20 protein-coding genes are annotated in these 23,800 nt (G+C 46.4%); 9 read left to right on the top strand and 11 right to left on the bottom strand.

Features of this window, described 5'->3' with window-relative positions:
* The first annotated feature begins 42 nt into the window (after positions 1 to 42).
* Entirely contained in the window at positions 43 to 894 is an 852-nt protein-coding gene (locus tag KO518_RS14155) for a DUF6279 family lipoprotein (RefSeq protein WP_216026448.1), read from the top strand.
* 12 nt (positions 895 to 906) lie between these two features.
* Here the strand turns inward: KO518_RS14155 and KO518_RS14150 are convergent, their stop codons facing one another.
* Complete coding sequence (locus KO518_RS14150) at positions 907 to 2,553, bottom strand: response regulator (protein ID WP_216026447.1); 1,647 nt, start codon at positions 2,551 to 2,553, stop codon at positions 907 to 909.
* A gap of 95 nt (positions 2,554 to 2,648) precedes the next feature.
* Here KO518_RS14150 and KO518_RS14145 point away from each other — a divergent pair, with 95 nt between their 5' ends.
* The 3 genes from KO518_RS14145 (at position 2,649) to KO518_RS14135 (ending at position 4,565) form a co-directional block, all read left to right on the top strand.
* Positions 2,649 to 3,179 (top strand): VC2046/SO_2500 family protein, encoded by a 531-nt coding sequence (locus tag KO518_RS14145; protein WP_216026446.1) that lies wholly within the window; start codon positions 2,649 to 2,651, stop codon positions 3,177 to 3,179.
* An 84-nt stretch (positions 3,180 to 3,263) separates the two neighbouring features.
* A complete protein-coding gene (locus tag KO518_RS14140; RefSeq protein WP_216026445.1) occupies positions 3,264 to 4,286 on the top strand; it encodes a rhodanese-related sulfurtransferase in 1,023 nt (340 codons plus the stop codon).
* A gap of 36 nt (positions 4,287 to 4,322) precedes the next feature.
* A complete protein-coding gene (locus tag KO518_RS14135; protein ID WP_216026444.1) occupies positions 4,323 to 4,565 on the top strand; it encodes an EF-hand domain-containing protein in 243 nt (80 codons plus the stop codon).
* A gap of 34 nt (positions 4,566 to 4,599) precedes the next feature.
* Here the strand turns inward: KO518_RS14135 and KO518_RS14130 are convergent, their stop codons facing one another.
* From KO518_RS14130 to KO518_RS14120, 3 genes are all read right to left on the bottom strand, one after another.
* Positions 4,600 to 5,931 (bottom strand): DEAD/DEAH box helicase, encoded by a 1,332-nt coding sequence (locus tag KO518_RS14130; protein WP_216026443.1) that lies wholly within the window; start codon positions 5,929 to 5,931, stop codon positions 4,600 to 4,602.
* Between the two features lie 85 nt (positions 5,932 to 6,016).
* Positions 6,017 to 6,682: a CoA transferase subunit B gene (locus KO518_RS14125; protein WP_216026442.1), complete on the bottom strand. Its 666-nt coding sequence runs from the start codon at positions 6,680 to 6,682 to the stop codon at positions 6,017 to 6,019.
* A 2-nt stretch (positions 6,683 to 6,684) separates the two neighbouring features.
* Complete coding sequence (locus KO518_RS14120; protein ID WP_216026441.1) at positions 6,685 to 7,392, bottom strand: CoA transferase subunit A; 708 nt, start codon at positions 7,390 to 7,392, stop codon at positions 6,685 to 6,687.
* A 105-nt stretch (positions 7,393 to 7,497) separates the two neighbouring features.
* Between KO518_RS14120 and KO518_RS14115 the strand changes: the two genes are divergently transcribed.
* On the top strand, positions 7,498 to 8,382 hold the full coding sequence (locus KO518_RS14115; RefSeq protein ID WP_216026440.1) for a LysR family transcriptional regulator: 885 nt from the start codon (positions 7,498 to 7,500) through the stop codon (positions 8,380 to 8,382).
* Positions 8,383 to 8,435: 53 nt separating this feature from the next.
* On the opposite strand, the gene KO518_RS14110 is transcribed toward KO518_RS14115, so the two are convergent.
* Together KO518_RS14110 and KO518_RS14105 are read right to left on the bottom strand one after the other, a co-directional pair.
* Positions 8,436 to 9,197, bottom strand: coding sequence for a hypothetical protein (locus KO518_RS14110; protein WP_216026439.1), 762 nt, complete (start codon positions 9,195 to 9,197; stop codon positions 8,436 to 8,438).
* Between the two features lie 79 nt (positions 9,198 to 9,276).
* Positions 9,277 to 9,975 carry a sensor histidine kinase KdpD gene (locus tag KO518_RS14105; RefSeq protein WP_216026438.1) on the bottom strand — a complete coding sequence of 233 codons (699 nt, stop codon included), beginning with the start codon at positions 9,973 to 9,975 and terminating at the stop codon, positions 9,277 to 9,279.
* 223 nt (positions 9,976 to 10,198) lie between these two features.
* Between KO518_RS14105 and cysB the strand changes: the two genes are divergently transcribed.
* Positions 10,199 to 11,173, top strand: a complete 975-nt coding sequence (cysB, locus tag KO518_RS14100; RefSeq protein ID WP_216026437.1) for an HTH-type transcriptional regulator CysB — start codon at positions 10,199 to 10,201, stop codon at positions 11,171 to 11,173.
* A 20-nt stretch (positions 11,174 to 11,193) separates the two neighbouring features.
* Here the strand turns inward: cysB and KO518_RS14095 are convergent, their stop codons facing one another.
* The 3 genes from KO518_RS14095 to pabB all read right to left on the bottom strand — a co-directional run bounded on the left by KO518_RS14095 (position 11,194) and on the right by pabB (position 14,674).
* Positions 11,194 to 12,567 carry an L-serine ammonia-lyase gene (locus KO518_RS14095; protein WP_216026436.1) on the bottom strand — a complete coding sequence of 458 codons (1,374 nt, stop codon included), beginning with the start codon at positions 12,565 to 12,567 and terminating at the stop codon, positions 11,194 to 11,196.
* A gap of 150 nt (positions 12,568 to 12,717) precedes the next feature.
* Positions 12,718 to 13,290 (bottom strand): CoA pyrophosphatase, encoded by a 573-nt coding sequence (locus KO518_RS14090; RefSeq protein ID WP_216026435.1) that lies wholly within the window; start codon positions 13,288 to 13,290, stop codon positions 12,718 to 12,720.
* Positions 13,283 to 14,674, bottom strand: coding sequence for an aminodeoxychorismate synthase component I (gene pabB, locus KO518_RS14085; RefSeq protein ID WP_216026434.1), 1,392 nt, complete (start codon positions 14,672 to 14,674; stop codon positions 13,283 to 13,285). Before pabB ends, KO518_RS14090 begins: the two co-directional genes overlap by 8 nt.
* A gap of 145 nt (positions 14,675 to 14,819) precedes the next feature.
* On the opposite strand from pabB, the gene KO518_RS14080 reads away from it, so the two are divergent.
* Positions 14,820 to 16,349, top strand: coding sequence for a fumarate hydratase (locus tag KO518_RS14080; RefSeq protein WP_216026433.1), 1,530 nt, complete (start codon positions 14,820 to 14,822; stop codon positions 16,347 to 16,349).
* A 101-nt stretch (positions 16,350 to 16,450) separates the two neighbouring features.
* Positions 16,451 to 17,905, top strand: coding sequence for a DNA recombination protein RmuC (rmuC, locus tag KO518_RS14075; RefSeq protein WP_216026432.1), 1,455 nt, complete (start codon positions 16,451 to 16,453; stop codon positions 17,903 to 17,905).
* Positions 17,906 to 17,944: 39 nt separating this feature from the next.
* On the opposite strand, the gene KO518_RS14070 is transcribed toward rmuC, so the two are convergent.
* The gene (locus KO518_RS14070; RefSeq protein ID WP_252736125.1) at positions 17,945 to 19,135 is read right to left on the bottom strand and encodes an NRAMP family divalent metal transporter; all 1,191 of its coding nucleotides are present in this window, start codon (positions 19,133 to 19,135) and stop codon (positions 17,945 to 17,947) included.
* Positions 19,136 to 19,187: 52 nt separating this feature from the next.
* Between KO518_RS14070 and KO518_RS14065 the strand changes: the two genes are divergently transcribed.
* Complete coding sequence (locus KO518_RS14065) at positions 19,188 to 19,355, top strand: hypothetical protein (RefSeq protein WP_216026941.1); 168 nt, start codon at positions 19,188 to 19,190, stop codon at positions 19,353 to 19,355.
* A gap of 10 nt (positions 19,356 to 19,365) precedes the next feature.
* Here the strand turns inward: KO518_RS14065 and KO518_RS20145 are convergent, their stop codons facing one another.
* On the bottom strand, positions 19,366 to 23,448 hold the full coding sequence (locus KO518_RS20145; protein WP_216026430.1) for a S8 family serine peptidase: 4,083 nt from the start codon (positions 23,446 to 23,448) through the stop codon (positions 19,366 to 19,368).
* Between the last annotated feature and the right edge of the window lie 352 nt (positions 23,449 to 23,800).

Genomic DNA, 23,800 nt, shown 5'->3' with positions numbered 1-23,800 from the left:
CCGTTTAAACTCAAAACAACGACAACAAAAGGGAGCCTTATTATGAAGTATGCTATCGCGGTGATTATTATCATGTTTATATCAGGGTGTAGCAATAAACTGGCATATAACAATATCGACTGGTTAGTATATTGGTACATGGATGACTACGTCGAACTCAACGAGAAACAAGAGGCGGTATTTGATGCCAAGCTACGGCGTTGGATTGACTGGCACCGCAGCAAGGAACTACCGCGTTATACTGCGCATTTAAGGGCCTTGAGAAACGATCTCAGAAGCGAATCACTCAGTGTTAAAACCTTACTAAAGCACTATGATCAAGCATCAGAGCACTGGCAACGTTTGCGCAATGAGATCACGCCTCAACTCGCTGTTATCGCTGCCGATCTCAGTGACGAACAGGTGATTCATTTGTTTGCAGCACTTGAGTCTGATAACAAGGAAAAACGTGAAGTGCTTGCTAAGAGGGTTGGCCTTACTGATGAGGAAAAAATGGAAGCGCGGGTGGAAGATCTCATTGAGAATATGGAAGAACGCATCGGTCGGTTAACTGCAGAGCAAGTTGCCATTGTAAACCGTTATGCGCCTAGATTTACTTCTTCTTCGCAGCTTTGGTTAGATTACCGAACGGATCTGCAACAACGGGCACGACGGCTGTTTATCAGCCGCAAGACTGATCCACAGTTTATTAGCAAACTTACCGGGTTACTGCTCGATCCCGAACAGTACCGTTCAGATACACTAATAGATGTATGGCACCACAACCGTGAGACTCATGCGATGATGGCCGCAGAGATTGCCGCGACACTCACCGCTACGCAGCGCAATAAAGCAGACAAAATGCTAACCAGGCTCATTGATGATTTCGCTGCGTTACAACAAGACAACAAATAATATGCCACTGCGCTATGCAGCTATCCCTGTGATGGAGACTAACTCGGTTTTAAGTGCCTCGTATTTTTGTTGATGTTCCGGTTTCATAGATGTATTTGCCAACAGATTTGTTAAACGGCGGCAATCGGCTTTGAGTGACAACTGTTGTTTATTGTCGCCTGATAGCAGTTTGACAATACACTGAAGTTGATTCAGGGCTACACCTGTGCTTACGGGCGAGAATTTTAGTGCCATTTCAAATGACGTGTACGCCTTGCGATACTCGCCTTGTTGATAGTGATGAATGCCTTCGCGGTTGTGCTGGATATACTGGAGGCGTTTATCGTTAACTCGTATCCTACAGGTTTCAATTCGTTCGGCGTCATCATCCCGTAACTTAATGCCGGCTTTCTGTAATCGGTCATGCAGTTCTTCTGCTTCTTCATAGTCGCCCAACGAATACATTACCGTAAGACTATCAGGGGCATAATCTGCAGGATATTTCTCGTACTTGTGGGCGATAGCATTTTGACTGTCCACCAGCGCTCGCTTGGCTTCTACGAGTTTACCATCAAGGCTGAAAATTCTTGCATAGGTGAGTTGTTCATAGATGACCAAATCAAATTCATCATTATGGCGGGATAAGTATTCATCTGCTCTACCGCGCTGTATTGCTAACGTCACTTCCTGCTGATAGCGGTTTTTGATTTTCCTATCGTCAGTGTGCTCTGCTACATCCAGTAAACTTCTAATATAGGCGCACCAGTAGGTTGCATGTTGTTGTTGTGTTTTTCGGCACAACCGCCAAATGGCGAGCGCGCTATCGCTGGCCAATTCATAGTCGTGGTGTTCACGGGCAATCCGGCAGGCAATGTGGTGGCGGGTAACCGAATAGGGTGATATTTTTATGGCGAAGCGTATGTGTTCCAGTGCTTCTTGTCCACGACCTTTTTTTGCCAAACACTGTGCTAGTACGTCATAGGCATCCGCGCTAAAGCGGTTACTTTCTATTACCTGATTTGCAAGGCGTTCGGCGTTGTCTATGTTGCCCATTTTTAGTTGATTTTGTGCTTTGGCCAGCGCCACCCAAGACACTGAACGATTAGACTCAAATGCGTTTAGTAGTGACTCAGCTTCAATGAATTCACTGCGCTGCCAGTGTAATTCCACCAGAATTTTTGTGAGCGAGCCCTTGTATTGATTGTCGCTCTTATACAAAGCTCTTGCCTTGCTGAATGCGCGGTTAAAGTCGTCGTCAAAAAGCGCCTGATGCACAGGTAATAGGGCTTGTCGTTTGTGCCACGCTCTGTTGAGTCGCGATTTTATTTGTGCTTGAGAAAATGGCTTAATGAGATAGTCGTCGGGTCCGCGATCGAGTGAACCCAATACAACAGGCCGTGTGCTGTCTGCACTGATCAGCATAAATATAGCGTCGGGTTTGAGATATTTTTGTGTTCTAAGAGTATCGATAAGCTCAAAACCATTTTTTTTATCGACACCCAAGTGCAAGTCGCAAATAATGATGTCGAACTTCCGCTTTCTACACAAAGACAGGGCCTGTTCAGCCGACGGTTTAGTAACGACTTCAGTTGCTCCCATGCCGTGTAAAAGCCCTCTTAACAAGAGCAGAAACGGGCGTTGATCTTCCACAATCAAAACGCGCTTATCTGCGTATTTCATGTGAAACTGGCTCCTCGAGGTAGACTTTAGGCCAATGATCGGCGGCTATGCCGTAAATGGCAAGTATTAAAAATAGTACCTGAGTGACTAATGGTATGCCAAAACTTGCCGATACGATAACTATGAAAGATGGTACCGACATTACCCAGACTATTCATTCCGTTTTAAGCCAAGATCTTGAGTGGTCAGGCACAGTAGTGCGTGCTACTAGCCATCGTGCGCTCTTCTCACTATACATGGCGATGCAAAGCCAGCCCGGCAAAGAAGCATTGCGTGTGCCTCCGGATCCTGACGATGACAAAGTCACTGACAGTGATTATCCCCAACGGCTCAATTATTACCCCCGGCCAAGTTTGGAGGCAGACAGGGAACATTACCACGCATTGAAAGTGTCTTCAGAATTGGTAAGTAAAAGCCATCTTCGCGCTCTGTCACTGTGGCAAATCATGCACCCTGATCCGTTGAGTCACAAAAACGACTGTTTCGCTATTCCCCCTGAAGTAAGAGCAAATTGTAGCCTGGCCACCCGGCAAAAGCTGAACGCAAATGCTGCTCCGAAAATAAGTAAAGACGTGACATTGTTAGCGGATGTTGTCACGGGTTCCCGAACACTACTAACAGCTTGATTTGGCAATCAGGCTGTCTTTTGGTATATTGCGCGCCGCAATTTGCACTGGTTTTACGTTCCAATTAGCAAAGGTGAACACAACATGTCTCAATATATCGTTTGCGCGATGTACAAATTTGTCGCGCTTGAAAACTATGTCGCCATGCGGGCGCCACTAACTGAAAAAATGGTGTCTCTGGGTATTAAGGGTACGCTCCTGCTCGCCGAAGAAGGTATTAACGGTACGGTGTCTGGTTCCAGAGAAGCTATCGATGGCCTGCTTGAATACCTTAACAGCGACCCGAGAATTAATCCTATTTCTTTTAAAGAGTCTCTACACGAAACGCAGCCTTTCTATCGTACGAAAGTAAAATTGAAAAAAGAAATTGTCACCATGGGTGTCGAAGGTATAGATCCTCGTCATACTGTGGGGACTTACGTCAAACCACAAGACTGGAATGCACTGATTAGTGATCCTGACGTCCTGGTCATTGACACGCGAAATGACTATGAAATTGAGATCGGTACGTTTAAGCATGCGGTTGATCCAAAAACAAAAACTTTCCGTGAGTTTCCCGACTATGTGAAAGAGAACATGGACCCCAAAAAACACAAAAAGGTGGCCATGTTTTGCACCGGTGGGATTCGCTGTGAAAAATCTACGGCTTATCTTAAAGAGCAGGGATTTGATGAGGTTTATCACCTGGAAGGGGGGATTCTTCAGTATTTGCAGGATGTGCCAAAAGAGACTTCATTGTGGGAAGGTGACTGTTTTGTTTTTGATAATCGCGTTGCGGTTAATCACGATTTGGAAAAAAGTCATTATGACGCGTGTTACGCATGTCGGTTGCCCATTACAGAAGCCGATAAGCAATCAGATAAGTATGAGCCGGGTGTAAGTTGTCCCCGTTGTTACGGCACTCATAGCGAGGAACAGCTTGCGCGCTTCCGGGAACGGGAAAAACAGGTACAACTGGCTAAAGCCAGAGCTGAAGAGCACGTTGGTACCGAAGCCCGGCTGGCGATGGAAAAGCGACGTCAGGAAAAAGCACAAGCTCAGCGAGCCCGGGCTCTTGCCGCTAAACAAAACGCCCCTGCAGTAGACACTGATACCGTTGAACGTTAAACTGGCTTTCTAAGTCGTAGAGAGTAGGAAAAATCAGTGAGTACGCAATTATCTGAAGAAAAAATCGCTGAAATAAAAAAAGATTTTAGCTTTTTCGATCAAGACGGTAACGGTCAGATCGATTTGCCAGAATTTATCGAGTTACTGACTGTGCTGTCGCCCAAAACAAAGGCGAGTCATGTTCAGGAAGGGTTTAAACTCATTGATAGTAATAATGACGGTTATATTGATTTCGACGAATTTCTTACTTGGTGGCAAGAAGCCTGGTGGGAATATTAGCAGTTAGAAAAGAGCGGGCAGAGCCCGCTCTTTTTTATTCCTCTTCGTCATCTAGTGATAAGTTTCTTTTTCGCTTCACAATTGGCATATTACCCGCTTCTTGGCCTTGCATAGTATTTACCCGTTTTTTCTTTGTCGCTGGGCTTGAAGTAGTGTGTTTGCGATGTTGCCTTTGTTTCTCCGCGCCGCTTTGTTGTTCTGCTATTGGCCGTTGTTTACCTTTGAACTTCGCCGGAAATTTCTCATTGGATTCGCATTCAAGAGGGTAGTTTACATGGGCTTTAATATTCAGGTAGCTCGTCCAGTCCCGTGGACCCACGAATGATAAGGCAACGCCCTTGTCACCAGCGCGACCGGTTCGACCTATGCGGTGAATATATTCATCTGCCTGTTTTGGTAAATCAAAGTTAATGACCAGCCCTACTTTGCGCAAATCAAGGCCACGAGAGGCAAGATCTGTAGTAACTAATACGCTGTGCTGACCGCGACTGAAATTATTCATGATAGCGGCGCGCGTGTTTTGTGGCAAATCGCCACGCAAAGCAATGGCATCTAATTTCGCTTCGTTTAACAGTGTTGCAATGCGATCGGTATCTTCCCGAGTGGCGGTAAAAACAACAGCTTGATTGTAGTCGAAACTCGCTAGTAGCCCACTCACCATGCGGTCTTTGTGGCCAACGTCATCTGCATAATACAAGGTTTGACTAATATCCTGATGAGCTTCTGTAGCGTCGCCAACAGCCACCCGTACCGGCGCTTTCAACAGACTTTTTGTCAGGTGTTGTAATGCAATGTTATCCAATGTGGCGGAAAATAACATCGTTTGACGCTTGCGGTGATCGGCAAAGCGGTTAATAAGATTAAGTTGATCTGCGAAGCCTAAATCCATCATGCGGTCGGCTTCATCGAAAATGAGTAGTTCGAGGCCGTTGATGAAAAAAGATTTGTCTTCGAGATGGTCCGCTATACGGCCGGCGGTACCCACAATTACATGGGGATTTTTTCTCAGTGCCTTGGTTTGATCGTTATAATTCTCTCCACCGACGATAAGCGCACATTGAATACCTAAACCTGTGCCTAAACTCCGTAATTCAGAATATACCTGCTTGGCGAGTTCTCGTGTAGGGGCGAGGATTAATGCTCTTGGATCTTGTCGACTGAGCGCCTTCGTTGTCATTAGCCGGTGAACCAATGGGATCAAAAAAGCAAAGGTTTTTCCCGAACCTGTTTTTGACGATGCCATGATATCTTTGCCTTGCATAGCAGGCAAAATGGTTTTTTCCTGGATCTCAGTCAGGGTCTCTAACCCCTTTTCACTCAGGCGTTTTATAATTTTATGATGGACGGGAAGATCAACAATAAGCAAAGGGAAACCTCTTCAGTAACAATAGGGATATTATCCACGAATGCTTAAGGAAGTGAAAGCACAGGGGAGCAAAACTCCCCGTAATTCACTGGCTGCTAACGCTCATTTCGGGAATATCACCATCGGTCACCAGAGCACCGGCAGTTTTGTTGCGAATTTCTTCAATGCTAACGCCCGGTGCGCGCTCTTTTAGATGAAATGCCCCGTCTTTAACTTCCAACACAGCTAAATCGGTAATAATGCGGGTAATGCAGTTTACGCCGGTAAGTGGAAGTGTACATGCCTCCAGTAGTTTCGAATTACCGTGTTTATCTGCATGAGTCATAGTAACAATAATATTCTTTGCGCCTGCCACAAGATCCATGGCACCGCCCATGCCCTTCACCAGTTTACCGGGAATCATCCAACTAGCGATGTTGCCGTTTACGTCTACCTCAAACGCGCCCAGTACGGTGAAGTCTACGTGACCGCCACGGATCATAGCAAAACTCTCGGCGGAGCTAAAAATGGATGCGCCGGTAATGGCTGTCACCGTTTCTTTACCCGCGTTGATCATATCAGCGTCAACTTCCTCCTCGGTAGGATAGCGACCCATGCCCAGCAACCCGTTTTCAGACTGCAGCATAACGTCAATACCATCTGGCACAAAATTGGCTGCCAGGGTTGGAATGCCAATGCCAAGGTTTACATAGTCACCATCTTTAAACTCTTGCGACACGCGCATTGCTATTTGTTCTCGGGTAAGTGCCATGATTATGCCTCCTGTTTCGCAGTCACTTTGCGCTCAATTCGCTTCTCGAAAGTGCCCTTAATGATACGGTTGACGTAAATACCAGGGGTATGGATAGTTGCGGGATCTAACGTGCCCGGCTCTACAATTTCTTCTACTTCGACAACTGTAATCTTACCGGCGGTGGCCACCATGGGATTAAAATTCTGAGCTGTATGACGATAGATACAGTTCCCATATCGGTCCGCTTTCCATGCTTTTACAATGGCGAAATCACCGGTTATAGATTCTTCAAGAATGTAAGGGCGTCCACCAAACTCCTTTACTTCTTTTCCTTCACCGACGGGAGTACCGTATCCGGTCGCTGTATAGAAAGCAGGTATACCAGCACCACCGGCGCGAAGCTTTTCCGCCAGTGTACCTTGTGGCGTGAGTTCTACTTCTAGTTCGCCACTTAGCAATTGCTTTTCAAATAAGGCATTTTCACCCACGTAAGAGGAGACCATTTTTTTGATCTGACGGTCTTCTAACAAAATACCCAGACCGAATCCGTCTACACCACAATTATTTGATACAACAGTAAGACCCCGAACACCGGTTTTTTTTATCTGTGAAATAAGTCCTTCGGGAATACCACACAAACCAAAACCGCCTGCAACGATGGTCATGTTGTCTGAGAGACCCTCCATCGCCGCTTCATAGCTGGTCACAACTTTATCGAAACCTGCCATTTGCTTCTCCTATCTGATGAGTTATTCGACAATAAGAGTATCGGTTAGGGATAAAATTTTGTAAAATTGATTTTATATCATTATTAATAAATTTATTTAAATAGTATGGCTATTTCTTACCGAAATATGCAGGCCTTTGTTTGTGTTGCTGAATCGGCAACATTTGCAGAGGCTGCTGAAAAACTCCACCTTACACAACCGGCGTTGTCCAGTGCCATTAAAAAGATGGAAGAGCAACTCGGGGGTAAGTTGTTCAGTCGCAGTACTCGCAGAGTATCGTTGACACCGGAAGGGGAAACGTTATTTCCCACTGCTAAACGGCTATTAAATGACTGGGATGAAGCCTTTCAGGATATGCAAAACCTGTTTGCTATGAATCAGGGGAAACTGACGATTGCTGCTATGCCGTCTTTCGCAGAAAGCTGTTTGCCGGGTATATTGAAGCGCTTTCACGGAATGCATCCCAACATTCGGCTGCGCGTACTAGATGTTGTCATGGAGGCAACTATTACTTCAGTATTAAGTGGTGAAGCAGAAATCGGCTTTACATTCGAGCCGGAACTAAAAGATGGCCTGATTTATCACCCGTTGTTTGTGGATGACTTTATTGCTGTTGTTTATCCTGAACATTCGCTGGCACAAGAGGCAGAAGTTAGTTTACAAGCGGTATTATCCTATCCGTTCGTAGCTATGAATCGAGGATCGGCAGTCCGACGCTGGACAGAGGAAGCTGCAGAGGGAAGAGGGGCGTTAAATATCGTAACTGAAACTGGTCAGTTAGGTTCGGTAGGGCAGTTTATCGCTCAGGGTATGGGGGTCTCAGTGGTGCCCGAGTTGTGTCGGGCTCAAATGAAGAGCAAGGGGCTTGTATGCTTACCGCTCAAGGAAAAACCCCTATCTAAATCCGTAGGACTCATCCAGCATACGAGAGGGAGTTTGTCTGTGGCGGCAGATGCTTTCTGGAAACACTGTGCAGCTACCTTTAGCTAAACCCTATTAGCCCATTGTTGCTCAAGCTGTATGATTAACGTCACAATGTACTGTTACCACTTTTTCTTGGGCGCAAACAATTCGTCAAGTTCATCACGCTCTTCTTCCTGTCGTCTCGCACGGTCTTCTGCATTCGCGTTCTTTAAATCGTCCTGAATGGTTTTCAGCCATTCTTTTAGTGTGCTGGCACGACTTAAAATATAGTCATCAGGTTGCGTTTGATTGTCCAGTGCCGTGATCGCTTTTTCAAAATACTGGCGGGCGGATCCAAGCATATTCGATTGCAGCGCACTTCTTCCCCGTTTTACCAGTGTTTCTACATTTACCTTTAACTGCAGACGTTCAAGGTTTTTGTCTTCTTCCGCAAAAGTACGGGCATCTATTTTCCCTTTGCTGTGTTCAGACCGAAGTAAAACCCGTAGCTTCTTTACTCCCTGAATATATTGAATAATGAGTTTATCATTGTCTGGCAGTGAAAATTCTCCCTGTGGGTTTGGATCTGCTGCCGCAGCATTGGAATGGCTATTTTCTGCATCTGCAATTCGTTGTTTTATGTCAGCTGATCCTGCGCCTAATTCTGCTTGTGCTTTTAACGCACCGAGGACCCGAGTATGCAGTATTTGCATTAACCGAGGTGACACGGGCATGTTCGCGCAGGCCATAATTACATTTTCTGTTTCATCCACAATGGCCCGGAATTTTGCAAGTTCCGTTCTGCGTTCAGCTTCTTGTTTCGCGCGGTGTTGTTGCCAGCCATTGATGACAATCGCCATCACTACAAGCAACACAATGAGTATAATTATTATGGTAAACATGCAAAAGCTTCCAAATTGGTCCTGTTATACTGGTCTTTTCGATCAGTATAAAGAATTTATCGTCTTTAATCGTTAGATCTTAAGGCAATTTCATTTCGAAAACACTACCACCTAGGGCACCGCCGTTGGTGAGTGAAATAGTACCTTTTTCTGTTTCTGTGTCATGGGCCCGAACAATTAATCGCGCGAAGTATAAGCCCAGCCCTGTGCGCCCTTGACTGACGTGAAATGTGGATAATGCTTCGTCAGACCGGGACAACATGGATTCGGGATACCCCGGACCATCGTCTTCGATGCGTATTACTAAGCGGTTATTTTCAATAAACCCGCCAAGGGTTATTTGTGACGTACCATATCGCATTGCGTTAATAAGAACATCGTTAACCAACAGGAAAATCAATTCCTTGTCTAAATACCAGCTCAGTGCACTGTCTACTGTTACCGTAACACAGAGATTTTTCTGTTCCATGTAAAGCCGGACAGAAGACATAACATCTTCGAACAGTTCATCGACAAAACACTCATCAACGGTAATAGGTAACGTATCAAGTTCGGTGCGATAAAGAGACAGAATTTGCATCAAACTAGTATTTAAGCGCGTCGCCTCATAATGCACACTGGCAACCTGTTCCCTAGCCTCTGTATTTTCTACTCCGACGGTTTCGTTCAGTGTTTCAATAGATTGAATTAGTAAACACAGTGAGTTTTTCATGTCATGGACTGCTGCTGCTAAAACAGAAGAGAAATCAATGGTCTGTTCGACATTTTGTATTGACATAAAACCTCGCTACTACCTGAGTAAACCGTTGGAAAACGGGAACTACAACCGGGCGATTAGGCCGTAAACACGAGCATATCAGGCTATAAATGCGGTTCCTAATTCACGTTTAGCACGTCATTATTAAATACTATAACAAAATGCACTATAGCAATAATCCGCGCTTTTAGTTATAACGTTACCTCAGAAATGATAACGTTCCAGTCGGTGAGGGACACCACAGATGAAATTACAGCAGCTTCGCTACATCGTAGAAGTCCAGAACAACAACCTCAATGTATCTGCTACCGCTGAAAGCTTGTATACATCTCAGCCGGGTATTAGTAAGCAAGTAAGAATGCTCGAAGATGAACTGGGGGTACAGATTTTTGGTCGAAGTGGCAAGCACCTTACCCACGTAACAGACGCAGGGGCAGATGTTATTAACATTGCCCGGCAGATATTGTCCAAAGTCGAAAGCATTAAATCTGTGGCCCGGGAGCACACGTTGCCAGACCAGGGAAAACTGAATATTGCGACGACTCATACGCAAGCGCGTTATGCACTGCCTGACGTAATTAAAGGATTCATGAACAAGTATCCTAAAGTTTCCCTGCACATGCATCAGGGTACGCCATCACAAATTTCAGATTTAGCGGCAAAAGGCGAAGCAGATTTTGCCATCGCCACCGAAGCACTGCATTTGTACAACGACCTCGTTATGTTGCCCTGTTACCACTGGAATAGAAGTGTGATTGTAAATAAAGATCACCCGTTGTCTAAAAAGGGCACCATCGATATTGCTGATATCGCCGAATACCCATTGGTAACTTATGTATTTGGCTTTACCGGCCGCTCCGAACTCGACCAAGCGTTTGAACGTGCCGGCCTGACACCCAAAATTGTTTTCACAGCGACGGATGCGGATGTGATTAAAACCTATGTGCGTTTAGGTGTCGGGATTGGCGTAATTGCGTCTATGGCGGTCAGTGAAGAACTTGACGACGATTTGGTGAAAATTGACGCCTCACATTTATTCGATTACAGCACAACGAAAATCGGTTTTCGCAAAGGTTCATTTTTGCGAACATACATGTTCGATTTTATTGAGCGCTTTGCTCCACATCTGACCAAAGACAAAGTGGAGAAAGCCATGATGCTGAAGAACAATGACGAAGTAGAAAAAATGTTCAGAGGCATTACCTTACCCGTGAAGTAACCCGCGCCGACGTGCAGGCGTTAACACTCGATTATATTCACAGCCAAACCGCCCCGTGCGGTTTCTTTGTATTTGGTTTTCATGTCGTTGCCGGTGTCTCGCATGGTCTTTATTACTTTGTCTAATGAAACCTTGTGTTCTCCGGATCCTCGCAACGCCAAACGGCTTGCATTAATCGCTTTGATCGCGCCCATGGCATTTCGCTCGATACACGGCACTTGCACTAAGCCACCCACAGGGTCGCATGTAAGCCCCAAATTGTGTTCCATGCCAATTTCTGCTGCATTTTCTACAGAAGCTACGGTACCCCCCATAATCTCTGCCAATGCGCCAGCAGCCATTGAACACGCGACACCTACTTCGCCCTGACAACCCACTTCAGCACCGGAGATTGAAGCATTCTCTTTATAAAGAATACCAATTGCGCCGGCGGTGAGCAGAAATCGGGCAGCGGTTTCTTCATCAACGGGACGAATAAATTTGTCGAAATAGGCGAGTACCGCGGGAATGATGCCAGCTGCGCCATTAGTGGGTGCGGTGACAACCCGCCCACCCGCGGCATTTTCTTCATTTACTGCAAGTGCAAAAAGATTTACCCAATCCATGGTTTGCATTGGATCTGCGGAACGTTCTGACTGTAATCTGCGATATAAACCCGGCGCACGCCTCACAACTTTCAGGCCCCCAGGCAAAATACCTTCACTTTCGATTCCTCGATCAATGCAGGCTTTCATGGTAAGCCATATGGCGAACAGTTTTTGTTTTACGTCAGCTGCCGGCCGTAACACACTCTCATTTTTCAGCATGAGTGAGCTGATACGCAGTCCGTTCGCGTCGCATTGCTGGCAAAGTTGTTCCGCGGTTTTAAATGGATAAGGAAAACTTGTCTGCGTGTTTAGCGCCAGGGTTTTGGCTTTATCAAAGTCTTCGTCTTTGATTATGAAGCCCCCGCCGATGCTGTAATAGGTTTGCGCTTTCAGCAACGCTTCGTACTTGTCATAGGCATAAAATGTCAATGCGTTAGCGTGTTTGGGCAAAGTCTTACGGCGGTGGAAGACTATGGCGTTTTTATTGGGGAAAAAAACCGGATGCTGACCGTTAAGTTTGAGGCATTGTTGCTTTTCTACATCCGAAAGCATGCCATCAATGCTCTCAACATCAATAGATTCTGGCAACTCACCCAATAAGCCCAAAATTACAGCTTTACCTGTGCCGTGGCCTTTCCCCGTTTGACCTAGTGAACCAAAAAGTTCAACCCGAACACTGCTGATGCGTTCAATGATATCGGTAGTAGCGAGCTCACTGGCAAATTCGGCCCCTGCGCGCATAGGACCGACAGTATGTGAGCTAGAAGGGCCAATGCCAACACTGAACATATCAAAAACACTGATCATAAACTTTTTCTACTCATCGTCATTTCATTAATTCACTGTAATGATCTTGCCTAGTTCGCTACCGAACTACAATAAAGAAAAGCTAATATCCAAATAAGTAAACCTAATGAATTGTAAAGTCTGCGTTGCACAGACTTGCGCGCGAAAGCACTATGGGTACAGATGATGAGACAGGTTTCGCAAAATGGCGGCAGTCGCACCCCAAATCATCCGTTGCTTCCAGGGCACAAAATAAATGGGAAAGTGTTTTTGCTCCCGTTGGGCATAATGAATTAAGTGTTTTTTGCGATCCACTAGTGTGCGTAAGGGTACTTCGAAGACATCAGCAACTTCGTTTTCATCGACCCGCAGCCGTTGTCCGGGGGCAACAAAACCGATCACCGGTGTCATACTATAGCCACTAATTGTCCTGTAGGGGGGCAGTGTGCCCACAATATCCACGTAAGATGGATCAAGGCCAATTTCTTCTTCGGTTTCCCGCAATGCAGTAGCAACCAGATCAGTATCCTGGGGTTCTTTTGCCCCGCCGGGAAAACTCACCTGGCCTGGATGATGCCGTAGATGTTTAGCACGTTGTGTAAGCAAGACGTCTAACTTTTCACCGTAATCTACCAGTGGAATAAGCACAGCGGCTTGCCTACCACAGTCTTTTAGCGGGTAGTCGGCTTCGTATTTCACGTTGCGTATGTGATGAAAACGCGCATTGAATTCGGTTCTAGTCAACACCTTTCTCCAGTACAGGTAAAATACGGGACACTTTATCCAGTGTTTCCTGATACTCTTCTGTGGCTACAGAATCGATAACGATGCCGCCGCCAGCCCAGCAATGAAGATAACCATTTTCAGCTAAAAGTGTACGAATGAGAATACTGGAATCCATGTCTTGTCGAAGACCGAGGTAGAATATTGACCCGCAGTACACGTTTCGTCGGTGAGGCTCAAGTTCGTCGATGATTTCCATGGCGCGTATTTTTGGTGCGCCGGTAATGGACCCTCCGGGAAATGCACCGGCCAATAAAGCCATGGCTGAGGACGAAGGTTTGAGTTTACCAACCACCGTACTTACCATATGATGCACTGCTTTGTAGCTTTCAAGAGCAAACAAAGACGGAACGTCTACTGAGCCAGGCAAACAATGTTTACTTAAATCATTGCGTAGCAAGTCGACAATCATCAGGTTTTCGGCGCGGTCTTTTTCTGCAGATAACAGCGCTTTGGCACTGTTTTCGTCATCGCGCTTGTTTTTATACCGCGGACGAGTGCCTTTTATTGGTTTGGTCTCAACAATGCCGCCTTTCACCGACAAAAAGCGTTCTGGAGAGATACTCATAACCGTGGCGTTGGGCAAACGCAAAAATGCAGAAAAGGGCGCCCGGTTCGCTTGTCGCAACGCTTGGTAAGCTGAAAATTCTGAGCCCTCATACTCGGCGGTAAATCGCTGAGCCAGGTTTACCTGGTAACAATCTCCAGCCTGCAAATACTGTCGGATTCGTGTCAGTGCCGTTAGATAGTTGTGCTGAGTTAAATTAGATTTCCATTCGCTGCAAAGACGAAAAGGTGCTCGTCGACCGGGCATCTGTTGCAGTGAAAAGACTGGATGTTGGCTCAGTTTACAGGCGTAAATAATCCCGCGTTGCTTATCTTCAATAAGCGATTGTTCGTAAATGCCTACGGCAAAATCAGGGCAGAGGTAATTGCCCTTTGCTCTGTTGGGAAGAGCTTCGTAATATCGACCCGTATCGTATCCTGCAAGCCCGGCAGCCCCGATGAGGAAGGGCAGGGCGTCTACATCTGTCTGGGGCAAATCATGAACAATATTCGTCGAACCCAGACGGCGCTCTACTTCTCGGTGTACTGTGGTAAACGGGTCGGCCAACGCCGGTTGGACTTCGCCAGTCTTGGTGTTGGTAATAGTTACTTTACCTTGCCTGGCTTCAATTACGGTGACTGGGTCCCAAACGGCGATACTAAAACGCCCGGCGTCTGACTCCGCAGAGTCAAAGAGGGTTGCATAAGGTTTTGAGGACAGTTGAACAAACAATTCTGTCAGTGATAACGATGTTGGCAGTATTGTTATTTCAAGCACTGCCGGACGTGATGACGACATAAAGTAACTCTGATTTCGCTAAACATTTTCACAGGGATCACCACCATCGTTGCAGAGTGAAATCGTGGTGCACGGTGCAAAGATGCGCTAGTATACGCTTTTTCCATTCCCTTACACCACAAAGGCTATAAGAAAAGAGGACGCCATGACCGTTATCCGTCAACAAGACTTCATCGATAGCATTGAAGATGCTTTGCAATTCATTTCTTACTATCACCCGCTGGACTATGTCAAGGCTGTTGAGCAGGCTTACCTGAGAGAGAAAAGTCAGGCAGCAAAAGACGCGATGGCACAGATCCTGATAAATTCAAGGATGTCCGCTGAAGGTAAGCGCCCCCTGTGCCAGGATACGGGTATTGTAACTTGTTTTGTGAAAATTGGTATGGGTGTGACCTGGGACAAAACCGATCTCACCGTGCAACAGATGGTCGATGAAGGTACCCGCCGTGCTTACACCAACCCAGATAATCCATTACGAGCGTCAATTGTTGAAGACCCTGCCGGTGCCAGAAAGAATACTAAAGACAACACGCCATCAGTTGTTCATATTGATATGGTCCCCGGTGACAAAATTGAAGTGATGATCGCCGCTAAAGGTGGCGGTTCAGAAAACAAATCAAAAATGGTAATGCTCAACCCTTCTGATGACATTGTTGAGTGGGTGGTTAAAACTTTGCCAACCATGGGGGCGGGCTGGTGTCCGCCAGGAATGCTAGGCTTGGGCATTGGTGGTACGGCTGAAAAAGCGGCAGTGCTGGCAAAAGAAAGTTTGATGGATCCTGTTGATATTCAAGAGCTTATTGAACGCGGGCCCCAAACCACAGACGAAAAACTTCGCGTAGAGATTTTTAACGCGGTCAATAAGCTCGGTATTGGTGCTCAGGGATTGGGCGGTCTAACTACCGTAGTGGATGTTAAAATTAAATCTGTTGCTACTCATGCTGCGTCTAAACCTGTAGCGATGATCCCCAATTGTGCTGCTACCCGTCACGCTCATTTTTATCTGGACGGTTCGGGCCCAGCTGACCTAAAAGCACCGAAATTAGAAGAATGGCCTGAAGTTACCTGGGAAGTATCAAAAAACACCCGTCGCGTGAATATGGACGAGGTAACTGCAGAAGAAATTCAAACTTGGAAAGTAGGTGAAACGGTCTTGTTATCAGGTAAAATGCTTACCGGTCGTGATGCCGCGCACAAGCGTATTCAAACTATGCTTGAAAATGGAGAAGGACTGCCTGACGGTGTGGATCTTACTGGTAAATTTATTTATTACGTTGGTCCTGTTGATGCCGTTGGCGATGAAGTGGTTGGTCCGGCCGGCCCAACGACGGCTACCCGTATGGACAAATTTACTGACATGATGCTTGAGAAAACTGGTATCGCCGGCATGATAGGCAAAGCTGAACGGGGGCCTGCTACCGTAGAGTCAATTGCCAAGCACAAATCTGTGTATCTGATGGCGGTGGGTGGAGCAGCCTATCTCGTTTCCAAAGCCATCAAAAAAGCCCGTGTAGTGGCCTTTGAAGATTTGGGAATGGAAGCCATTTATGAGTTTGAAGTTGAAGATATGCCCGTTACCGTCGCGGTAGACAGTACCGGTGCTAACGCCCACCAAACTGGTCCTGCCATATGGAAAGCTAAGATAGCCGAATTGGACGCAGAATTGTCTAAATAACCGTACGCAGAGATATACGAATACGAAAAACGGGTACACAGTAGTACCCGTTTTTTTTGGGTTTTGGCACAATAGGTTTACAACAACAACGAGATGACTTCATGACGGCGCTATTTTTGTCACCCATTGGTCTGGGTCTATTGATCACAACGTTTTTATCACTGCTTTGTGCTCTGGCATGTTTATTTAAATGTAAACAAATCAGAGCGCATAGTACGTTTATTCAGCAACAGCATGAAATCGCACTGCAAGACAGTCATCGTGATTTACTGGCTGCCCGGGACGAGCTTGAAGACTACCGGGAGAGATTGCTCCACAATCAGGGGCAATTGGGAGAGCTAAGTCAAAAAGCCAGCCAGCTAAGTCACTTGCAGCGCGATTACAATGAATTAAAGCAGGAATTTCGAGACCAACAGGGGGCATATTCAACCCTCATGGCAAATCACGAAGCGTTAACAGTACAACTGAATGAAGTCAAAAAAGCCAACGAAGAAAAGATCGCACTGCTTGAAGATGCTGAAAAACGTCTGCAAGGACAATTTGAAAATCTGGCTAACAAAATTTTCGAGCAAAAAAGCGAGACTTTTAGCAAACTGAACCAGACTGGTATATCCGCAGTTCTAGAGCCTCTCAAGCTGCAAATTGACACCTTCAGAAAGCAAATAAGTGAGCAGCACAGTAGAGAAGGCCAGGAGAGAGCGTCGCTTAAAACTGAAATACTGTCATTAAAAGAACTCAATAAGCAAATTACAGAAGAAGCAGCTGCCCTTACCCGTGCGCTTAAAGGTGATAACAAACAACAGGGGAACTGGGGGGAAGTGGTGTTAGACCGCATTTTGCAGCAATCGGGATTACGGGAAGGCCATGAATACGATACGCAAACCGCTGTGAAAGACGATAAAGGCAAACGACAAATGCCAGACGTGGTTGTCCATTTACCTAATAGTAAAGACGTGATTATCGATGCAAAAGTAAGTTTGCGCGCCTATGAGCAATTTTTCAACGCCGCGGATGATAGTGAACGGGAACGATTGCTTAAAGACCATGTCTTATCTCTTAAACAACATATTAAAGGTTTGGGGCAAAAGCGCTATCAGGATTTAAAAGACTTACAAACCCTTGATTATGTTTTGATGTTTGTACCGGTTGAGCCGGCATTTTTACTAGCGGTACAAGAGGCGCCTGAGTTAGTGTCCTTCGCTCTGGACAACAACATCATGCTCGTAAGTCCGACTAATCTTTTGGTGGCCCTTAAAACCATTAACAATATCTGGCAATACGAGTACCAACATCAAAATGCCCAGCAAATTGCTGAACATGCCGCCAAGCTGTACGATAAATTTGTGGGTTTTGTGACTGATTTGGACAAAGTGGGCAAGGGGTTAGCGTCTACCCAAAAACAATTTGAGCAGGCAATGAACAAGCTCTCTGAGGGCCGTGGAAACTTGGTTAGACAGGTAGAGCACTTTAAAACTCTGGGCGTACAGCCAGGCAAAAAGATGCCTGTTGAATTCAATGAGAACGTTGGTAATCTAGGTGAGCGAGATCCTGTGTAACATTGTAATATGATTACCTGTGCAATTCTTACTACCGTCTTACAACAACCATTTCCAGTAGAGAAATAGCCCAAGAAAGCCGAATAAATATACGAGCCCAAAGTAACTGAGTGCGTTTAACCACGGCCTGGGTGAAAGGGCACTATTGAGTTTTACAGTATTCACCAGTTTGTGATTGAGAAAGGCAAATACCGGCGTCGTAACAAAGGCAAGGGTCATGGCAAACGCAAGCATGGCGAGCAGTGCGGTCTTGAAAAACAAAACAATGATAAAGCTACAAGTCGCGACAGCTAATAGTGTGATAACGAACAGCTTCTCCGGTATGTCACGTTGTCCCTTAAGTAACACCAGTGCTTCAGCCACCGCTCGTGAATATCCGTCATAAACAGTCAGTGCAGAACCAAAAATACACAGAAACGCGATGATGGCAATCAACCACCTGGCCCACTCACCTATTGTATCGGCATACATACTCACTAGTTGCTTTGAAAAGCCGATGCCACCTGACGCAAGGGATTCACCATTGCCGTGCAATACCAGTGCACCTAATGCAAGAAATACCAGTGCCAGTAACATGGTGGCGAGATACCCGAGATTAAAATCAAAAAGGGCAGATTGTGCGGTGACTTGTTTTTCTTCTCTTTGTTGCTTTAACCACAGCGATGTAATTCCTGAGATCTCGATGGGCGCGGGCATCCAGCCCATGGTGACGACCAAAAAGCCCACCGTAGCCATCGTCCACGGCGAAGGGGAAACGTAATCGGGTGGAGCAACTGCGCCATTTTGCCAAGCAACGACCGCTGCTGAGACCGTGGCGACAACCAAGGTGATCATGATGATTTTGGCGACTTTATCAAGTGCGGAATAATGGCCTGCAATAAGAATAAATAAAATGGCACTGAGCACCAGTGTACTCAACACTGGAATGGCCAATTGAAAGGGAAAAAAATAGCCCAGTAAACTGGCGGCAAACATGAGAAGGGCGGCTGCGTTTACCACAGACGCTAATGCGTTTAGTGCCAAAGCCAGCAACAAATAGCCCTTTCCCAGTACGAGATAGCCATGCTGTAATGTTTCGCCGGTACTCATTGTGTAGGAAACACCGGCGCGGAAAAAAGGGTATTTTAATACGTTAACCAGAAAAACGAGCAAAACGAGTTGCCAGCCAAATTGCGCGCCAGCCTGGGTTGATGCTACCAAGTGGCTCCCGCCAATTGCAGCAGTAGCCATAAGAATTCCGGGGCCTAACTTTTTGAGTAAGGTGCGAAGGGGGGGGGTACTAATGGACAAATCCGGCGCCAACGTTTTCTCTAAATACAGGTATCTGAATATTAAGAACTATAGTGTACATCAATATCGCAATGAACATAGTGAAAGTGAGAAAAAGACCGGTAAAAAAGATTACCGGTTTGATGAAAAACCCACTGGTCGCAATCTTTCTTTCGAATAACGTCCAAGTTTTACGTCGCTCCCTTTTTAAGCGTACGCCACCATATTACAGGCAGTACCAGCAGCACAAATACGCTCATGCTGCCGCCGCCACTACTTTTTTGTGGGGCTCTGACAGACACTGATACTGTGTCGGTTACCGTGTTTGTGCCATCAGTTACCGATACGACAAAAGACACATTGCTGCCAGCATCAGTAAGTTGTGATTGCGTACTGAACACGGAGCCCGAAACACCGTTTATCGCAAAAGTCAGTGGATCTTCTTCGGCATCGGTCGCAGACGCTCGCACCGTAATGGTATTGCCCGCTATCACAGACGAAGGAGCTGAGACGCTTAATACCGGGGGTTGATTGTTCGCCAGTGTTACTACCACGTCCGCACTGCCGGTATTACCACCGGGATCCGTTACCGTCACGGTTACTGTGTTTTGTGTACCTGGGCTGCTTGATGGCGCGGAAATGATCACGGTTTCGCTTTGCGCATTGACAAGATTCAACCCACTTCCAGAGGTTTGTGTCCACTGATAAGACACATTGTCGTTATTGGGGTCATATACTTCGGCCGTAATGGAAATCTGACCACCAACTGCCAGAGTTGCCGTAGCGGAGTTTGCTCCGGCAATGGTGACAACAGGCGCGCCATCTACTTGAACGCCATCAAAAACAGCCGTTAGTTCTGGTTGCCCGCCGGGAATATTCGTTACGTCTGAGGTTGCTTGTATCGATATGGGACCAATGTGCGCAGTATCTTCTACAACGGCGCTGAATGACAGTGTCGCACTCGATGACGAACTCGCGTCTGTGGTATCGTTGCTCGGCACATTGACCTGCCATGTGATTGCATTGTCCTGTATCGTGCCACCGTTGCTTATAGTGGTTGGGAGCACATTGAGAGTCTCTGGTACAGGCAAGGTTATGTCATAGTTGCGGTCTTCTGCAGTCAGATTCTCGAGAATATTCACATCGAAGGTTAGACTGTTGCCCCGGTTTACACGAGCACTGCCCGGTGACGATAGACTGACGTCATTGTCTTCACGGCTCACTATAACGTGGGTAACACCTATATTGCTGTCAGATGAGAGATCACTACCCAATGAGAAGGCGCCAAAATATCGATCGCCAACTGCAGCGAAACCGAGATCCCAGATGATGCGCAAGTCAAAAGCGGTCATTGCACCACTAGTTTGTGGCCCTTCCACCAATAAGTTGCCCTCGTCTTCTTCATCTACGACAACGTATTCCAAGGTATAGTTGTCAGCAGAGGAATCCGATCCCTCGAAATTATGCACAATAACAAACCAGGTACCCGGTTGTGGTGCGAGTTGATCTACTTCTTCATCGGCATAAACAGATGTACTTTCCTGGCGTATTTCACTTTCCTGTGGGAGGCCGTCACCATTGCTATCGTATGCCAGATAGAGATCGAGATCGTCGGCGTCTGCCAGGCGGGTTGCCGCATATAAACGCAAGGCATTATCCGGTACATTCAGGGAAGTGATTGACAGCGCAGAAATGTCGTCAAACAGATCGTTAGGTGTAGCATCTGCCAACAGGGAAGGGCGTAACAAGGTGGATTTGGTAAGACCGTAGGACGCGTAGTTAAACGCCTTAATTTCAACAGAAAGTAAGTCCTTAAGCAGGCGACTATCGCCATCCCGGTGGGTTTCGAATTCAACAAATTGAGGTATGGTGCCATTGGACGCATATACTGCAATGGGTATGTGTAAATCAGGGGAACTTTGACTCGTAAAACGCGACTCCCCAAAGGCCCAGTGATAATTTTGGACGCCGGTTGCATCAATGGTAAACGTCAGTTGCTGTGATTGCCCTTCTGTTAGCGAAAATTGTGAAGGCGACACATTAATGCTCAGTCCAGATGTGATTGCAGAAGTCGTGACATTCCATGAGCCGGATTTTACCGCAGTAATGGTTCTTGTCCACGAACACGTACCTGCGCAATTATCATCGACGACGGCGGGTATATTAAGCGATCGAGGCTCTCCTCCATTGCGGGGGTTAGCGGCTTCGTAATTTGTATATGTCTCGTTCATCACAAAACCGGCCTGGGTTGCCAGGTTGACTTGGATTCTCCCCGCTCCCATGGCAAACCAATCCGCTGCTGTTTGACCATCTTCAAGCTGAACATCTGTGACGGCGGTTAACATGAGAGCCGAACGAATGTGGTCTGGTGTCCAATTGGGGTGATCCTGTTTCAATAATAGTGAAGCCCCAGCCACATGCGGGCTGGCCATAGACGTACCTGACGAATAGGCGTAGTCAGCAGGTGCCGGACCAGTTTCGTCATGTCCGTAGTGCTCATCTGCCCATGCTGAGTATATATTGACACCTGGTGCAGACAGCATAGGTGTGAGGGTACTAACGGAGCCGTTTGGTCCGCGGGATGAAAAATCAGCGATGTTGTCTGCTTTGTCATCGTCAGTTTCTACAGAAAGGATACCGGCAGAAATAGTGGCTCGGTGATTATTTCCATCTGCTAACCAACGTTTAAGGGTATCACCGTCATCAGCATTAATGTGGATACCCGGGACCACATAGGCATCGTTGGCTAAAAAAGAGTCTCCGCCTTGAATATTAGCAAGGATATAACCTCCCGCGCCGCCCTGGGCCACGTTTACGGCTTTTTGAATACGCGCAATAGTTCCCCTGTCACACACGACGATTTCGCCGCGAAAAGTATTGGCTGGAAAAGGTTCAAGACACTGGCCCGGATCACCATTAGGATCATTGCGATTAACGTAATCACCAGCGTAGACTACTTCAGCTTCGATAGCACCTGAATTACTGTTTCCCTTAATAGTTGCTGGCGTAAATGTCCCACCGGAAAAATCAGAAATAGATTTCTCATAAACGATGTTGGTTCCATGGCTAGTAGCAGCGACCGAGGTTAGCCAAGGGGCATGTTTGTCTGTCGTACTCATCGCGGGACCATCGTTTCCGGCTGAGTGAGCAAGTAAAATACCTGCGTTGTGAGCATTTAACCATGCGCGGTTTAACGCTGTGTCCCAGGGAAACTCTCCACCGGAAATGGAAAAGTTCACAACATCAACAATATTGGTATCGATGATATCTTCTATCGCCTGAAGCATCACTGATTCCAGGCATCCGCTATAGGTGTCTTCGTCTTCACCGGGTTGGCAAACCTGATAACTGATAATGTTTGCGTGTGGGGCGACGCCAGAGAATGTATCAAATATAAAGCCGGTTTCTACACCGTTACTTTCGGTCTGTTCATAGTCGGGGACGACTTCCGGCACATTGTAAAGCACATTACCCGCAGCGGTGGCAGCCACGTGGGAGCCATGACCATTGTAGTCTTCGCCATTTCTGGGCAAATCAGCGGGAAAAATATCACTATCAGAATACGCACTTAAAATAGCCGGGTAACTGTAAACGCCAATGAGTTTGTCGTTGCACAGCGAGGGAAAACCGCCGGCACAATCACCTAAATAGGTTCCCGAGCCCAATGGGTTGATGTGGTTGTATCCGTCGTCGCCAACATCTGCAAATGAAGGATGATCGGTATTAATACCAGTATCGAGGATAGCAATAACGGTTCCTTCTCCTTGAACCTCAGTAGCGGAATTAGATTCGCTGCCATTCCAAATATAAGGTGCGCCAACAGTTGCAGGTCCCACATAGGTGTTGAGGCGATAGCGCTTGTCTTTTTTAACCGATTTCACCCCCTCGGTGGTAAGCAGTGCTTTGGCTTGCTCGGCACTCAATTTCACAGCGAAGCCATTAAACGCTAATTGGTAATCTGCAATGGGGGGGGCAATAGGCTCTGCACTGCTTTGATTGCGAATCCATTGTTGCCTTTTGCGAAGGTATTCCCGGTATTTTAAGACCGCGGGGTTGTTAGTATTAAGCCGCTTTTTTCCACGAGTGGCATGTGTGGCAACATAACCAGATATATCTCCTTGATAATTAACTACGGGCTGCTCCTGGAGCTCTACAATATATACTTCCTGTTTAACGTTATCTTTGCTCAGGTTTGCAGATGCCGTGCTGGTCATCGCTGTCGTTACGCTCAGGCCAAGCGCACAAGAAACGGCAAAGGCGATCATTTTTTTCATTCTAGTATCCCATTCATGTGCGAGGTCCCGTCAGTCTCCAGCTTATATTAAAATGAGCGCTATACGGCGTACAGCCACAGGTTTTTCTGACATTCATTATTTCATTATAGGTTGAGGTGCTGAACAAATTGTGAATGCCAGTGATTCATGATGATAAAAGACCTGCTAAACATAAAAAATCTTTCCCATTGCGCATTACGAACCAATTCGTTAAATGATTAGCACATTTAAATTAAATCAATGTTAAATGTGTAGGACAATAATTTCGATATCACTCAAACTTGGTGATATCTATCCTTACTACGTTTGTTACCAACTCGCAATAAGCAAGGTCTTTGCAACTGGAAAGCTT

This window comes from Aestuariibacter sp. A3R04 (assembly GCF_018860805.1).
In the GTDB taxonomy this organism is placed as follows: Bacteria; Pseudomonadota; Gammaproteobacteria; order Enterobacterales; family Alteromonadaceae; genus Alteromonas.
Note: the sequence above shows the minus strand (reverse complement) of the source record. Positions and strands in the feature narration are given on the sequence as shown.